Raw genomic sequence first — 14,611 nt, 5'->3', positions numbered from 1 at the left:
CCACCTAGTGATATTCTTTGGTGGTACATAGTCGTTCTGATGGCCTCGTCTGTTTGCTGAATCTCGCGCACGGCCGCTGGCGTGGAAGGCAGTAATAAAAATGGTTCCACACGGTGGTTTCAGGACTAACTATCAAATGAGAGTATTGTGTGCTAATGTCTACCGAAACAGGCAACACGTACACGGTCGACACTGAACCGGCGGCAAGAGACATCGACGATATCGACCTGCACGAATACGAAACGCGGCCGGTGCTGAAGTTCCTGATCGCGTTTCTCATCGGCGGGGTGTTCTTTCTTCTGCCGGTCCCGTACCAGGGCGAGGTAACAGTCCCGTTCGACATCGTCGTCAGCAACATAACCGGGGCGTTCCCGAACGTCATCGGCGTCTACTCACTGGCGATCATCCTCGCCGGCGGGATACTGACGACGCTCGCGATGGCCAGTGACGGCGAGGTCGCGGGGTACGACCTGTCATCCTTCGAAACCTCGGGAGTCTTCTGGGCGCTCCGAGTCGCCGGCGTGCTCGTCGCGCCAGTGATGTTCTTCAAACTCGGTCCAGAGTGGCTCCACACACCCAGCACCGGCGGGCTGATGTGGGGGACGCTGGTGTACAGCGTCGGCGTCATCATCCCCATCGGGGCCATTTTCATCACGATATTCGTCGAACTCGGCGGGCTGGAGTTCGTCGGAACGCTTGCGAGGCCGATAATGCGACCGTTGTTCAAGGTCCCGGGGCGGGCCGCACTGGACAGTCTCGCATCGTGGGTCGGCTCCTACAGCGTCGGCCTGTACGTCACCCGCAATGTCTTCGAAGACGGCGGCTACCACAAGCGCGACGTGTTTACCATCGCGACGTGCTTTTCGACGGTGTCAATCGGCTTCGTCGGCGTCGTCGCCGCCACGCTCGGGATGCTCCCGAAGTTCCCGCTCATCTTCGGGGCGTACTTCTTCTGTGTCGTCGTCACCGGCGTTATTCTGGTCCGGGTGCCGCCTATCTCCAGGATTCCCGAGGAGTACATCGCTGAACCCGACCCGGAACTCGCCTTCTCCGGGACGCCGTCGGATTACGTCCGGCTGGCGGTCAGCGAGGCCGTCGGCAAGGCCAAGGACGGCGAGACGTTCGCACAGGCAGCCAAGCGAGGCTTCGTCGACGGCCTGAAGCTCACCAGTCTCATCCTGGGAACCATCCTCGCTGTTGGACTCGCCGCGACGCTGCTCTCGGCACACACCCCAGTCTTCGACATTCTGGGTCGCCCGTTGACGCCGGTCATCGCTGCGCTCGGAATCCCGAACGCAGAGGTGGTCGCGCCGGCGACCATCGTCGGTATCACCGAGATGTACGTCCCCGTCCTGCTCGTGAGCGAGACAGCGACGAAGGCAAAGTTCTTCGTCGGCGTGCTGGCCGTCTCTCAACTCATCTTCTTCTCCAGCGTCGGCCCGATGATGATGGACATGTTCAGTGACGTCCCCATCCGGTTTCGGGACCTCGTAGCGTTGTTCATCATGCGGACGGTGCTTCTCGTGCCGCTCATCGCCGGCATTACTCACGCTCTCGCTGCGCTGGGCCTCCTATAGGTATTCGACCAGCGCTTCAGCCAGTTTCTTTTCCGCCCGCCGCAAGTGGTCCTCCGCGGTTCGGCGCTCCACGCCCACCTGCTCCGCAATAGCCGCCGTTGTCGTCTCGCGGGGCAGTTCGTAGTACCCCTGCTCGTAGGCCGTCAGGAACACCTCACGCTGCCGCGGCGACAGATCGGGGAGCATAGCATCGACGGTCAAAAGCGGTGCGTCCGGCGTTACGGAGGTAATCTCACGTTTCGATTCGACGGTAACGTCGAACTGTCCTGCCAGGGACTGGTACACTCTGGCCAGTGCGTCGGGGCTGAGACCGAGTGCCCGGACGAGCTTACCACCGCTGGCGTATTTCAGCGGCGGGACGAGCAGACAGCCTTCACTCGCCAGAAAGCGTTCGACGTTGTTGTCGAGCTGTGCTTTCAGACACTCCTCAGTGACCAGCACCTGCTCGTCGCCGTTTTCCAGCCGCTCACCGATACCGACGGTGGTGCGGACCTGTTCGATGACGTCCCCGACGTCTCCGCCGCTAACGTGCAGAAGGTCGCTGTGGTCGTTACACCACAGCTCGATGCGGGTGCCGGTCCCGTCGGTTGCCGCCTCGTAGGCCCCGTCGCCGTAGACACGGAACAGTACTTCGTACATAGCTAGCGGTGCACAAGAATATATAAAAACAGTTCCGAACGGTGACGATCTGCTAACACGGTTCTCCACTAATGGTGTGGTATGGCACAGCAGTCTTCCCCAGACACCGACCACGACGTCGGGACGCCCTCGGAACAGTGGCGCGAGTACCAGGGTTCACCCACCGGCACCGGCATCGAGTGTGAAGGGTGGCGACAGGAGGCCGCGCTCCGAATGTTGAACAACAACCTCGATCCCGAAGTCGCCGAGAAACCGGAGGAGCTAGTCGTGTACGGCGGGACCGGGCGTGCGGCCCGGTCGTGGGACGCCTACGATACTATCGTCGACGAACTCCGTGAACTCGGCGACACCGAAACCCTCCTCGTCCAGAGCGGCAAGCCGGTCGGTCGGTTCGAGACCCACGAGAAAGCCCCGCGCGTCCTCATCGCGAACTCGAACCTCGTCGGCAAGTGGGACACCTGGGAGCACTTTCACGAACTCGAAGCAGAGGGACAGATCATGTACGGCCAGATGACTGCCGGCTCGTGGGCCTACATCGGCACACAGGGCATCATCCAGGGGACCTACGAGACGCTGGCCGCGCTCGCCCGGGAACACTACCCGGACAACGACGGGCTCCGCGGGAAGATTGTCGTTACCGGCGGCCTCGGCGGAATGAGCGGTGCGCAACCGCTCGCGGTGACGATGAACCACGGCGTCTGTATCGCGGCCGAAGTCGATGAGGACCGTATCGACCGGCGCATCGAAACGGGGTACTGCCAGGAGAAAACCGACGACCTCGCGACGGCCATCGAACGCGCACAGACGGCCGCGGCGAACGGTGAGCCCTACAGCGTCGGCGTCCACATGAACGCCGCGGACATGCTCGCGGAGATGTTGGACATGGGGTTCGTCCCCGATGTAGTGACCGACCAGACGAGCGCTCACGACGAACTCGAAGGGTACTACCCCGCTGGCTACACTGTCGAGGAAGCCGACCGACTCCGCGAGCGCGACCCCGAGACGTACGTCGCGGAGAGTCTCGATACGATGAAGCGCCACGTCGAGGGCATTCTGGAACTGCAGGACAGGGGAGCCATCGCCTTCGAGTACGGCAACAACATCCGCGGGCAGGTCGAGGACCAGCGCGACCTCGACACAGCATTCGACTTCCCGGGGTTCGTTCCCGCATACATCCGCCCGCTGTTCTGTGAGGGCAAAGGACCGTTCCGCTGGGCCGCGCTCTCGGGCGACCCCGCGGACATCCACCGGACAGACGACGCGGTCAAGGAGCTGTTCCCGGAGAAAGACGACCTCCATCGCTGGATCGACCTCGCCCAGGAGCAGGTGTCTTTCCAGGGCCTGCCATCGCGAGTGTGCTGGCTGGGGTACGCGACCGAGGATGGGCTGACCGAGCGCGCCCGCCTCGCGCTCCGCATCAACGAACTCGTCGCCGACGGCGAGATTACGGCACCCATCGTCGTCACGCGGGACCACCTAGATGCCGGGAGCGTCGCCTCGCCACACCGCGAAACCGAGGCGATGAAAGACGGGACTGACGCCGTCGCCGACTGGCCGATTCTGAACGCCCTGCTGAACTGCGCCGCCGGCGCGGACATCGTCAGCGTCCATGACGGCGGCGGTGTCGGCATCGGCAACTCCCTGCACACGAACAACCACGTCGTCCTCGACGGGTCTGATCTCGCAGCCGAGAAGGCCCGCCGTGTGTTCACGACCGACCCCGGGATGGGCGTCATTCGCCACGCCGACGCCGGTTACGAAATCGCACAGGAGATGGCCGACAAGAACAACGTCGCGGTCCCGATGCGTGACCGCAACCGCGACCGATGACCGACCTGACAGACCCGTCGCCGTGGACCGGGCCGTCCAGCGACCCGAACGACGAGCAGTTCGGTGACATCGTCGAGACGGCCACGCTCGCGACCGCTGCCGAGTACGACGTGGTGCTGGTGGGCGAGCCGTACGACGGGGCCGTCATCGGACGGCCGGGCGCGCGTGCCGGCCCGGCGGCTCTCCGACGCGAACTCGGCGGAACGAAGACGCATCACATCGAACGCGGACCGGTCCGCTCGGTCGCCGACCTCGGCGACATCGAGATTCCGGCCGGCGGCGTCGAACGGGTCCAGAGCGCTGTCCGCTCGATGACGGCCGAGATTCACGCAACGGGCGCAGTGCCGGTGTTTCTCGGTGGCGACAACTCACTGACGTTCCCGAACGCCGCGCCGCTGTTGGCTCACGAAACGGTCGGCGCAGTCAGCTTCGACGCCCACCTCGATTGCCGCGCCGTTCGGGACGAGCCGACGAGCGGGACGCCGTACCGACAGCTCCACGATGCAGGCCTCGACGCACTGGCCGTTGTCGGCGCGCGCCACTTCGAAACCTCGACAGCGTACCACGACTACCTCGCCGAGCAGGGCGGGACGGTCCTGCCGCCGGAGTCGGTGGCTGGCGACCCTGCCGGCGCGGTGGACGATGCGCTTGCCGCGCTCGGCGATGTCGACGCCGTCTATGTCAGTCTGGACCTCGACGTGCTCAGTGCCGCGGCCGCACCGGGCGTGAGCGCACCGACACCGGGCGGCCTCTCGACGCGAGACCTGTTCCGGATGCTGGGCCGCGTGGCGGCCGACGACCGTGTCGCCGGGTTTGAGGTGGTCGAGTGCGCGCCACCGCTTGACGCTGGGAACCGGACCGCCCGCGCCGGGGCCCGCGCCGTCGCACACTTCCTCAGTGGCCTGGGAGGTGACCGATGACAGCCCCCGATGCCGTGGTCTACGGCGCGGCCGAACTCGTCGCGGGCCCGGCGGCAGACGGCCGCGGACTGGAGACCTACGAGGACGGCGCAGTCGCCATCGTGGACGGCACTGTCGCCGCTGTCGGTCCGACCGCGGAGGTGACTGCCGAATACCCGCCGGAGAGCGCCAACCACGCTATCGATGCCAGCGGTCAGGCCGTCATTCCGGGCTTCGTCGACCCCCACACCCACGCGCTGTTCGCCGGCGACCGCTCGGACGAGTTCGCCGCCAAACTGCGCGGGAAGTCCTATCAGGACATCCTCGCCGAAGGCGGCGGCATCCTCAGAACGGTCCGAGCGGTCAGGGAAGCCGACGAGGAAACGCTGCTGTCGAACCTGCTGGCCCATCTCGACACCATGCTCGCTCACGGGACGACGACAGTCGAGGTGAAGTCCGGCTACGGACTCGACACGGAGACGGAGCTACGGATGCTCCGAGTTATCGACAGGGCCGACGACGTCCATCCCGTCGACGTGGTCCCGACGTTCATGGGCGCACACGCTGTTCCCGAGGGGTGGGACGCCGACGACTACACCGCGGCGGTCGTCGACGAGCAGCTTCCGGCTGTCGAATCGCAGGGCATCGCCGAGTTCTGCGACGTGTTCTGTGAGGAGGGCGTCTTCTCGGTCGCGCAGTCCCGACGGGTCCTCGAAGCAGGCGCAGCCGCCGGGCTGACGCCGAAGGTCCACGCCGAAGAACTGGCCCACATCGGCGGGACACAGCTGGCGGCGGACGTGGGCGCGGCCAGTGCCGACCACCTCCTGCACGCGACCGGCGAAGACATTGACGCGCTTGTCGACGCTGCCGTAACGCCGGTGTTGCTCCCCGGAACGGCGTTCGGTCTCGGCGCAGCGTACGCGGACGCGACGGCGTTCCGCGACCGGGGTGCGCCCGTCGCGGTAGCGACGGATTTCAATCCGAACTGCCACAGCCACACCATGGGCTTTGCGCTGTCGCTGGCCTGCGTCGAGATGGGACTGACACCGGCCGAAGCGCTAATCGCTGGAACGAAACACGCCGCGCTCGCGCTGGACAGGACCGATGGGCTGGGGACGCTCCGCGAGGGTACGCCCGGTGACGTCGCCGTCCTTGCCGCGCCGAGTCACGTCCACATTCCTTACCAGTACGGGACCAACGTCGTCGACACCGTCCTGAAAGACGGCTCGGTCGTCAGCACCCCAACGCATGAGTCATACGCTCGGGATATGCAACCATGACCGCCGAAGTTGTCCTCGACGGCGAGTCGCTCACGCCCGCCGACGTGGTCGCCGTCGCCCGGAACGGCGCGACCGTCACCGTTGCCGACACCGCCCGCGAGCGAATCCGCGAGTCCCGCGAGCGCGTCGAGAGCGTGCTGGACAGCGGCGAGGCGGTGTACGGCGTCACCACCGGTTTCGGCGACCTCGTCGACGAGCGCATCCCACGCGAGGATCTCGATGCCCTCCAGCGGAACCTACTGCGGAGCCACGCCGCCGCGGTCGGACGGGAGTTGACGACCGAGGAAGTCCGGGCGATGATGGTCACACGGGCGAACACGCTGGCGAAGGGGTATTCAGGCATCCGTGAGTCCGTCGTCGATCTGCTGGTGGCGATGCTCGACGCTGGTGTCCACCCGGTCGTCCCGTCGCGGGGCAGCCTCGGCGCGAGCGGCGACCTCGCGCCGCTCGCCCACATGTCGCTGGTCCTCATCGGCGAAGGAGAAGCCGAGGTCGAGGGGGACCGACTCCCCGGCGACGAGGCGCTCGACGCAGTCGGCCTCGAACCGGTGACGCTCCGGGCCAAGGAGGGGTTGGCGCTCATCAACGGGACACAACTGACCGTCGGCGTGGCCGCACTCCTCCTCGCCGACGCGGAACGGCTGGTCGCCGCCGCCGACATCGCCGGTGCGCTCACGACGGAGGTGACCCTCTCCTCGACAGTACCGTCCCACGAAGCCATCACCGACGTCCGGCCCCACGCCGGCCAGGCCGCGAGTGCGCGAAACGTCCGGCGGCTGACGGCCGACTCCGACGTGGTCGAGTCCCACCGAAACTGCGACCGCGTACAGGACGCCTACGCGATGCGCTGTCTGCCGCAGGTCCACGGCGCGGTCCGCGACGCCGTCGCCCACCTCCGGGAGGCCGTCGAGGTGGAACTCAACAGCGCGACCGATAATCCGCTGGTGTTCCCCCGTGAGGCGGTGGGGGACCGGGCCTCCGGCTCCGACAGCGCGGGCGTGCTGTCCGGCGGGAACTTCCACGGCGCGGTACTCGCCATGCGCCTCGACTATCTGACGAACGCGCTCACCGAACTCGCGGCCATCTCGGAGCGCCGGACGGACCGGATGCTCAATCCGAATCTGCAGGAGCCACACCTCCCGCCGTTTCTCACCGAGCGAAGCGGCGTCCGGTCGGGCTACATGATCGCACAGTACACCGCTGCCGCACTGTTGAACGAATGTCGGTCCTTCGGCCGGCCCTCGATGGACAACACGCCCGTCAGCGGCAATCAGGAGGACCACGTCAGCATGAGCGCGCAGTCGGCCTATCTGGCCCGAAAGGCAGCCCGAAACGCCGCCGCGATTCTCGGCGTCGAGCTGTGCTGTGGGGCGCAAGCCGCCGACTTCGTCGACGACGCCCTCGAACTGGGCGTCGGGTCGGCCGAGGCCTACGACGCCGTCCGTGCAGTGGTCCCGAAGCTAACGGCGGACCGACCCATCCACGAGGACATCGAGGCCGCGGGCGCGCTCGTCGAGTCGCCGGCCTTCATCGAGCGGGTTGCTGCGGCGCTCGACGAAGGGCTAGAGTGACCCGGCCTCAGGACCCAAGCCCCAGGTCCGCGGTCCCTTCAGCCCCCTGATAGCGCTCCCGGTCGTCCCAGTCGGCGATACTCGAATGGGTCTCCCGGACGGCGATTTCGAGATGCTCCTGTGTTATCTCCGAGCCGTCTCGCAGGGCGTGCCGCGCCGCGTCCTCGGCGACGAGTTCGAGGTCGCTGGCGGCGTAGCCAGCCGTCGGTTCAATGATGGCGTCCCAGTCGATGTCACCGGCGACGGGCCGGTCCTGCAGGTGAATCTCCAGAATCTGTTTGCGAGCCTCGGCGTCCGGTGGCGGGACTTCCACGCGCTCGTCGAAGCGGCCCGAGCGCCGCAGCGCCGCGTCGATGTCCTCGACGAAGTTCGTCGCGGCGACCACGACGATGTCGTCGGCCGCCGCGCCTTCGAGTTCGGTGAGCAGTTGGTTGACCAGTTGCTGCTCGCTCGTGTTCATCGACCCGCGCCGCGAGCCCGCGATGCCGTCGATTTCGTCGATGAACAGCACGCAGGGCGCGTTCGCGCGGGCCACCTCGAACACCTCGGCGACGTTGCGGGCCGGCTCGCCCATCCACTTGCTAGTCACGTCTGCGGGGCTGATCTCGACGAAGCTGTGGTCGAGTTCGCCAGCGAGCGCGCCGGCGAGGTGGGTCTTCCCGCAGCCGGGCGGACCGTACAGCAGCAGGCCGGAAAGCACGTCGATGCCGTACGTTTCGTATTCCTCGGCGTTCTCAAGCGGATCGAGGACCGTGTCTTCAAGTCGGTCCTTCAGTTCACCCATCCCGCCCACGTCGGCGAAGTCGCGTCCGGCGTCAGTCTCGACGAGCGAACTGGCCTGCAGGTCGACGCCGTCGGGCTGGACGACGCCGTTCTCGGCGACCATCTCGGGGTCGACCCAGTCCGGGATGCTGGTGTCGGTCTCTGTGGCGGCCTGCAGCAGATGGTCCGTCCCAATCGGGGCGTCGGCCCGCAACGCCTTTCGGGCGGCGTCCTCGGCAAGGAGTTCGATGTCGCTGGCCGCGAAGCCGGCCGTCTCCTCGACCACGGGGTCGAGGTCGATGTCGGCCGCTGTCGGCCGGCCGGCGAGGTGAATCTCCAGAATCTGCGTTCGCGCCGCGGGGTCCGGCGGCGGGACCTCCACGCGCTCGTCGAACCGGCCCGAGCGGCGGATCGCGTCGTCCACGTCCTCGACGAGGTTCGTCGCGCCCAGCACCACCACGTCCTCGTCGGCGATCCCTTCGAGTTCGGTGAGCAGTTGGTTGACCAGTTGCTGCTCGCTGCTGTTCATGTTGCTGTCGCCGTCGCGTGCGCCGGCGATGCCGTCGATTTCGTCGATGAAGAGGATACAGGGGGCGTTCGCGCGGGCGATCTGGAACAGTTCCTCGACTTTCTGTGCGGGTTCGCCCATGTACTTGCTGGTCACGTCGGCGGGCGTGACCTCGATGAAGGCGTGGTCGACCTCGCCCGCGAGTGCGCCTGCGACGTGTGTCTTCCCACAGCCGGGCGGGCCATGCAGCAGGACGCCGTTGACGACGCCGATGCCGTACTCTTCGAAGGCGCTGGGGTCCTGCAACGGCCGGACGACCTTGTGGTTGAGCGTCTCAAGTAGCTCGGACATCCCACCGACATCGGCGAAGCTCCGGGACGGGTTTGGGTCGACCAGCCCGTCGGCTTGCATATCGACGCCGTCGGGCTGGACCACCGTCCCGTCGTCCGAGGGTCGTTCGCGGTTTATCGAGGGCGGGCCGTCGGTGCTGTCGGAGCCAGAATCGCCGCCCATCCCGGCCGTGCCGGATTCGTCGGACTGGTCGATCCGCTCCCGGATGTTCCGTTCGAGGCGGTCCGGGTTGACCTCGTAGCCGTACTCGGCCAGCCGTCGGGGTTCGGCGCTGAGGAATTCCGCGAGCCAGCCGTGGCGCTGCAGGTCCTCGGTCGGGGCGTCCGGGTCCCGGAACGTGACGAGCTTGACGTCCGAGCTGTCGGGCGAGTGGTACTCGGCGAGCCAGAAGGGGAGATACAGGCGCTCGATGCCGGTCACGCCGTCGAATCCGTCGGGGTCGAAATCCCCGGGGAGCCCGTAGGACTCGCGAAGCTTCCGGAGGAACACGTTCGCCGCGCCCGAGGCGGAGTCGTGGCGCTGCTCGCGGTACTCGGCGACACGCTGGGGTAGTAGCGACCGGGCGTCGTCGTCGGTGACCTGGAACTGCAGCAGGACGGAGCGGCCAAGCGCGGGGTCGTCGCGGCCGAAGTCGTAGTCGCCCGTCGGCCGGCGGACCACCGAATCAGTGTCCTCGACGTACTGCGAGACGGCCCGGTCGTTGTCCGCCCAGAGACCGTCGAGGAACGCGGTCTCGGATCGCGTCGTCGTGCCGAACAGCTTCCCCTCGCCGGTCTCGTACTCGTAGTCGACTTTGAACACTGGATAGAACACCCGGTGGAGCCGTTCGAGTCGTTCGGTATCGCCGAAGGCGGTCATCGTCCGCTGGTCGAGCGTCTCTCTGACAGTGTCCTCGTCGGGGACCCGACGGTCGGCGTAGATGTACGGCGGCAGGCTCATTCGAGGTCACCCTCCCGAATCGTCCGCTCGGCGGCAGTCAGGGCGCTATCGGCGTCGAACGTGTCGATGGCATCCTGCTGGGCGTCCGGGTCGCCACGGAGGTCGCGGGCGTGCTCGGTAATGTTCGGTATCGCGCGAATGATGTTGTCGATGATGGGCACTGTTGCCACCTCAGCCGAGCGGCTTCGAGGGTTGAGGTCGATGACGAGTTCCGTCTTGCCCATCTCGCCGAGCGCCTCGGCGCGGTCACCGTCCTCCAGCGGCACCAGCACCACGTCCGCTGCGCCGATGCCGTCGGCGTCGACCTTCGCGCGCTCGTGGTCGAGGCCGGGAATGCGCCCGTCGGCGGTGAGCCCCTTCACGTCCGTCGCCCCGTGCTCGCGAAGGTAGTCGGCGATGGCCTCGATGCGTTCCTCGGTCCGGTTGAACAGGTTCACTTCGAGGTCTGCGCGGGTCACCTCGGCCAGTTCGACGAGTTCGCCGGGCACGAGGGCGGCGGCGTTGCCGTTGACCGAGACGACGGCGTGCTCGGCGGACAGAAGGTGTGCCGCGGCGGCACGCTCGGCGTCGTCGGCGCTGTCGATGGTGCGCTCGCCCAGCAGGTAGTCGAAGGCTTCGCCGCGGCCCTGTGCGATGAGGCCCTGCCGGGAGGTGATACCGCGGTCGACGCCCGCTTCGATACGGTGGCGGGTCAGAAGCGACTCGTAGCGGGGGTGGCTTTCAGGGAGGTCGACGTCCTCACTCATACGTTCCAGTGATAGCTCCCTGTACTAAAGTCGTCCGTCAGGCGCGTCCCGGGCGTTGTTGCGTGTCTCACCGGAACCGATCACCGGACGACGATGGCTAGCTCCGGAAAAGATTATCTGCGGGTCAGCACAACTCCGTGCCATGGATACCCGACAGGCGTTGCTTGTCGACGCGTTCGCCGCGGAGCCGACGGCGGGCACACCGACCGGCGTCGTCCCTGAAGCCGACGGACTGACCGACGACCAGATGCAGGCCGTCGCCAGCGAACTGGGGGCCACCGAGACGGCCTTTGTCCTGCCGGCGGCGGACGCCGACCGCCGACTTCGCTGTTTCTCGCCGACCGAGGAACTGGCGCAGGCAGAGACGGCGACAATCGCCGCGTACGCGGCGCTCTACGAGCGTGGTGAAGTCGACGCCGCCGAATTAACGGTCGCCACAGCTGGAGGCGAAATCGCCATCGAAACCAAACCGAACGGCATGGTCTGGGTCGAGCAGGGCCGGGCCGACATCACCGAGGTCGATATCCCCTACAGCGATGTCGCGGACGCGCTCGGACTCGACGCGGCCACGCTCAAGGACGTGGGCGCGGACCTCCCGCTCGTGACAGCCGACGCGAGTGAGTCGTGGCTCATGGTCCCGGTCAACTACTTCGAGCATCTGAGCACCCTCGCCGTGGATGGGACCGCCGTCGCCTCGCTCTGTGACCGCGCGGACGCAGTCGGCGTGTACCCGTTCACCTTCGACACCATTGGCGGCGACGCAACGCGCCGGTCGACGTTCCACGGGCGAGCCTTCCGCGCGGGGAGCCGGACAGAAGAGCCGGTAAGCGCGGCAGCATCGGGGGCCTGCGCGGCGTTCGTCCGCCGCTACGGGGCGCTCGATGACACCGTCGAACAGATCATCGCCGAGGGCGGGCATTTCCGCGACCGACCCGGGACGGTGTCAGTCGATACCGACGGGACCGAGGTGTGGGTCGGCGGTCGCGGCGTGACCGCATTGGACGGCACGGTAACTGTCCCCGCTGTTGACGACGACGATATTATCGAAGCGTGACCGTCCACACCGCACCGGCAGCCTGACCGCCTAATTCACTCGAAATCGAGTGAAGAGCGATCTCTCACTGGTTGCAACCGGAACATCCTTAATTGTCGTTGAAGATGGTACGAATGAGTCCATGCCAACACTGTGGCTCGACGAAATCGGTGCCGACGACCTGGCGCGGGTCGGCGGCAAGGCGGCGTCTCTCGGAGAACTGACCGGAGCGGGCCTGCCCGTTCCGTCGGCGTTCGTCGTTACCGCCGACACGTATCGGTCGTTCATCGAAGCAACTGGAATCGACGAGCCGCTGTTCGAGGCCGTCGATGTCGACAGCGACGACTCGCAGGCGCTGGCCGAGGCAGCCGAACGCGCTCAGGAGTTGATCCTGGAAACCGACACCCCACCGTCGGTCCGCGAGGACCTGCTGGCTGCATACGACGAGATGGGCGACGAGGACGTTGCGGTGCGGTCTTCGGCAACTGCCGAGGACCTCCCGGACGCCTCCTTCGCCGGCCAGCAGGACACGTACCTGAACGTCTCGCGTGCGGACCTCCTGCAGCGAGTCAAGGAGTGCTGGGCCTCGCTGTTCACACAGCGGGCTATCTACTACCGCAACGAGAACGACTTCGCACACGACGCCGTGGACATCGCCGTCGTCGTCCAGCAGATGGTCGACGCGGAGAAATCCGGCGTCATGTTCACCAGTCATCCCTCGACCGGTGGCCCGACGGCCATCATCGAGGCCGCGTGGGGACTGGGCGAGGCGGTCGTCTCCGGTGCGGTTTCGCCCGACAACTACATCGTCGACCGCGAGACGGGCACCATCGACGAGGTGACCGTCGCCGACAAGAAGGTGATGTGTGTTCGGGGAGAAGACGGCGAGACAATCGAGCGCTCCGTCCCCGAGGAGAAGCGCAACGAGCGCGTCCTCTCGGAGGACGAGATTCACCGGCTCATCGAAATCGGTGAGCGCGTCGAAGACCATTACGATACACCACAGGACGTGGAGTGGGCGGTCTACGAGGGGGAGGTGTACCTGCTGCAGTCCCGCCCGATCACCACTATCGACGATCCTGAAGGGAGCGCCGGCTCGGCCAACGAAGCCGAGAGTCAACCGCCGGGGGCAAAATCGAGTGTCGCCGACGGCGGAGCGATGGAGAGCCAGTCGGAGTCGGTCCGGCTCTCCGGAATCGGCTCCGCGCCGGGCCGGGTCACTGGCGTCGTCCGCATCGTCGACAAACTCGACAACCTCGACAAGGTCGAGGACGGCGACATCATCGTCGCCGAGATGACCACGCCGGACATGGTCCCGGCGATGAAACGCGCCAACGGTATCATCACCGACGAGGGCGGGATGACCAGCCACGCAGCCATCGTCTCCCGTGAACTCGGCGTTCCAGCCGTCGTCGGTGCCGAGGACGCGACACAGAAACTCCGGGACGGCGAAACGGTCACGCTCGACGGCGACAAGGGCACAGTCGAGAAAGGGGCCAAGGTTCCCGAGACGACCGGCGAGGAAGAGGATGCCGGGCCGGTCGAGGCACACTCGCCAGTCAAGCCGATGACCGGAACGGAAGTCAAGGTCAACGTCTCCATTCCGGAGGCCGCGGAGCGAGCGGCTGCGACCGGTGCCGACGGCGTCGGCCTGCTGCGCATCGAGCACATGATCCTCTCGACGGACAAGACGCCCTCGCGCTACGTCGAGGACCACGGCGAGCGCGCCTACGTCGACGAAATCGTCGAGGGGGTCCGCTCGGTTGCCGAGGCGTTCTACCCGCGGCCGGTCCGCGTCCGGACCCTCGATGCCCCATCCGACGAGTTCCGCCAGCTCCAGGGCGGCGAAGACGAGCCGAGCGAGCACAACCCGATGCTCGGCTATCGGGGCATCCGGCGCTCGCTTGACCGACCCGGCGAGTTCAAGCTCGAACTCCGGGCGTTCGAGCGCCTGTACGACCTCGGCTACGACAACGTCGAACTGATGCTCCCGCTGGTGACCGACGCCGAGGACATCCTGCGGGCGAAGGCGCTGATGCAGGAGGTCGGCATCGACCCCGAGAAGCGCGACTGGGGCGTCATGGTCGAGACGCCGGCGAGCGCGCTGTCCATCGAAGACATCTGTGAGGCCGGTATCGACTTCGTCTCCTTCGGGACGAACGACCTCACGCAGTACACGCTGGCCGTCGACCGCAACAACGGCAACGTCGCCGACCGCTTCGACGAACTTCACCCGGCCGTTCTCGAACTCATGCGCCAGGTCATCGGGACCTGCCGCGAGCACGACGTCGCCACGAGCATCTGTGGCCAGGCCGCCTCGAAGCCCCAGATGGTCGACTTCCTCGTCGACGAGGGAGTCACCTCTATCTCGCCGAACATCGACGCCGTCCGCGACGTACAACACGAGGTCAAGCGCGTCGAACAGCGCCTGCTGCTGGAATCGGTCCGCTGAGGCCGCGGCCGCCCGACGTAGCCA

At 66.5% G+C, this 14,611-nt stretch carries 10 protein-coding genes; 7 read left to right on the top strand and 3 right to left on the bottom strand.

The genetic code is table 11. The annotated features are described in order from the left end of the window. Positions 1-155 precede the first annotated feature (155 nt). Entirely contained in the window at positions 156-1,577 is a 1,422-nt protein-coding gene (locus tag Har1131_RS06230) for a YjiH family protein (protein WP_064288885.1), read from the top strand. On the opposite strand, the gene Har1131_RS06225 is transcribed toward Har1131_RS06230, so the two are convergent. Beyond that, positions 1,572-2,216: a helix-turn-helix domain-containing protein gene (locus Har1131_RS06225; protein WP_050036910.1), complete on the bottom strand. Its 645-nt coding sequence runs from the start codon at positions 2,214-2,216 to the stop codon at positions 1,572-1,574. The genes Har1131_RS06230 and Har1131_RS06225 overlap by 6 nt on opposite strands. 81 nt (positions 2,217-2,297) lie before the next feature. Between Har1131_RS06225 and hutU the strand changes: the two genes are divergently transcribed. The 4 genes from hutU to hutH are packed head-to-tail and all read left to right on the top strand — an operon-like array spanning position 2,298 to position 7,796. After that, the gene (hutU, locus tag Har1131_RS06220) at positions 2,298-4,046 is read left to right on the top strand and encodes a urocanate hydratase (protein WP_151145518.1); all 1,749 of its coding nucleotides are present in this window, start codon (positions 2,298-2,300) and stop codon (positions 4,044-4,046) included. Beyond that, positions 4,043-4,966: a formimidoylglutamase gene (gene hutG / locus Har1131_RS06215; RefSeq protein ID WP_050036912.1), complete on the top strand. Its 924-nt coding sequence runs from the start codon at positions 4,043-4,045 to the stop codon at positions 4,964-4,966. Before hutU ends, hutG begins: the two co-directional genes overlap by 4 nt. Next, the gene (gene hutI / locus Har1131_RS06210; RefSeq protein ID WP_151145514.1) at positions 4,963-6,225 is read left to right on the top strand and encodes an imidazolonepropionase; all 1,263 of its coding nucleotides are present in this window, start codon (positions 4,963-4,965) and stop codon (positions 6,223-6,225) included. Before hutG ends, hutI begins: the two co-directional genes overlap by 4 nt. Beyond that, entirely contained in the window at positions 6,222-7,796 is a 1,575-nt protein-coding gene (gene hutH / locus Har1131_RS06205; protein WP_151145510.1) for a histidine ammonia-lyase, read from the top strand. The genes hutI and hutH overlap by 4 nt, the downstream gene beginning before the upstream one ends. Before the next feature lie 7 nt (positions 7,797-7,803). On the opposite strand, the gene Har1131_RS06200 is transcribed toward hutH, so the two are convergent. Both Har1131_RS06200 and Har1131_RS06195 read right to left on the bottom strand, forming a co-directional pair. Continuing rightward, positions 7,804-10,356, bottom strand: a complete 2,553-nt coding sequence (locus tag Har1131_RS06200) for an AAA family ATPase (RefSeq protein WP_151145507.1) — start codon at positions 10,354-10,356, stop codon at positions 7,804-7,806. Further along, entirely contained in the window at positions 10,353-11,102 is a 750-nt protein-coding gene (locus Har1131_RS06195; protein WP_151103671.1) for a 4-phosphopantoate--beta-alanine ligase, read from the bottom strand. Before Har1131_RS06195 ends, Har1131_RS06200 begins: the two co-directional genes overlap by 4 nt. A gap of 142 nt (positions 11,103-11,244) precedes the next feature. Between Har1131_RS06195 and Har1131_RS06190 the strand changes: the two genes are divergently transcribed. Both Har1131_RS06190 and ppsA read left to right on the top strand, forming a co-directional pair. Further along, positions 11,245-12,156 carry a PhzF family phenazine biosynthesis protein gene (locus Har1131_RS06190; RefSeq protein WP_050036917.1) on the top strand — a complete coding sequence of 304 codons (912 nt, stop codon included), beginning with the start codon at positions 11,245-11,247 and terminating at the stop codon, positions 12,154-12,156. A 121-nt stretch (positions 12,157-12,277) separates the two neighbouring features. Beyond that, positions 12,278-14,587: a phosphoenolpyruvate synthase gene (ppsA, locus tag Har1131_RS06185; RefSeq protein WP_151145504.1), complete on the top strand. Its 2,310-nt coding sequence runs from the start codon at positions 12,278-12,280 to the stop codon at positions 14,585-14,587. Positions 14,588-14,611 lie beyond the last annotated feature (24 nt).

It is taken from the genome of Haloarcula sp. CBA1131 (assembly GCF_008728975.1).
Lineage (GTDB): Archaea > Halobacteriota > Halobacteria > Halobacteriales > Haloarculaceae > Haloarcula > Haloarcula hispanica.
This window is presented reverse-complemented; position numbering and strand designations above follow the sequence as displayed.

Bases quoted from the DNA above. Each gene is read 5' to 3' on its own strand.
- hutG (WP_050036912.1), top strand. From the start codon at position 4,043: ATGACCGACCTGACAGACCCGTCGCCGTGGACCGGGCCGTCCAGCGAC.
- Har1131_RS06190 (WP_050036917.1), top strand. From the start codon at position 11,245: ATGGATACCCGACAGGCGTTGCTTGTCGACGCGTTCGCCGCGGAGCCG.
- Har1131_RS06195 (WP_151103671.1), bottom strand. From the start codon at position 11,102: ATGAGTGAGGACGTCGACCTCCCTGAAAGCCACCCCCGCTACGAGTCG.
- ppsA (WP_151145504.1), top strand. From the start codon at position 12,278: ATGCCAACACTGTGGCTCGACGAAATCGGTGCCGACGACCTGGCGCGG.
- Har1131_RS06225 (WP_050036910.1), bottom strand. From the start codon at position 2,216: ATGTACGAAGTACTGTTCCGTGTCTACGGCGACGGGGCCTACGAGGCG.
- hutH (WP_151145510.1), top strand. From the start codon at position 6,222: ATGACCGCCGAAGTTGTCCTCGACGGCGAGTCGCTCACGCCCGCCGAC.
- Har1131_RS06230 (WP_064288885.1), top strand. From the start codon at position 156: ATGTCTACCGAAACAGGCAACACGTACACGGTCGACACTGAACCGGCG.
- hutI (WP_151145514.1), top strand. From the start codon at position 4,963: ATGACAGCCCCCGATGCCGTGGTCTACGGCGCGGCCGAACTCGTCGCG.
- hutU (WP_151145518.1), top strand. From the start codon at position 2,298: ATGGCACAGCAGTCTTCCCCAGACACCGACCACGACGTCGGGACGCCC.
- Har1131_RS06200 (WP_151145507.1), bottom strand. From the start codon at position 10,356: ATGAGCCTGCCGCCGTACATCTACGCCGACCGTCGGGTCCCCGACGAG.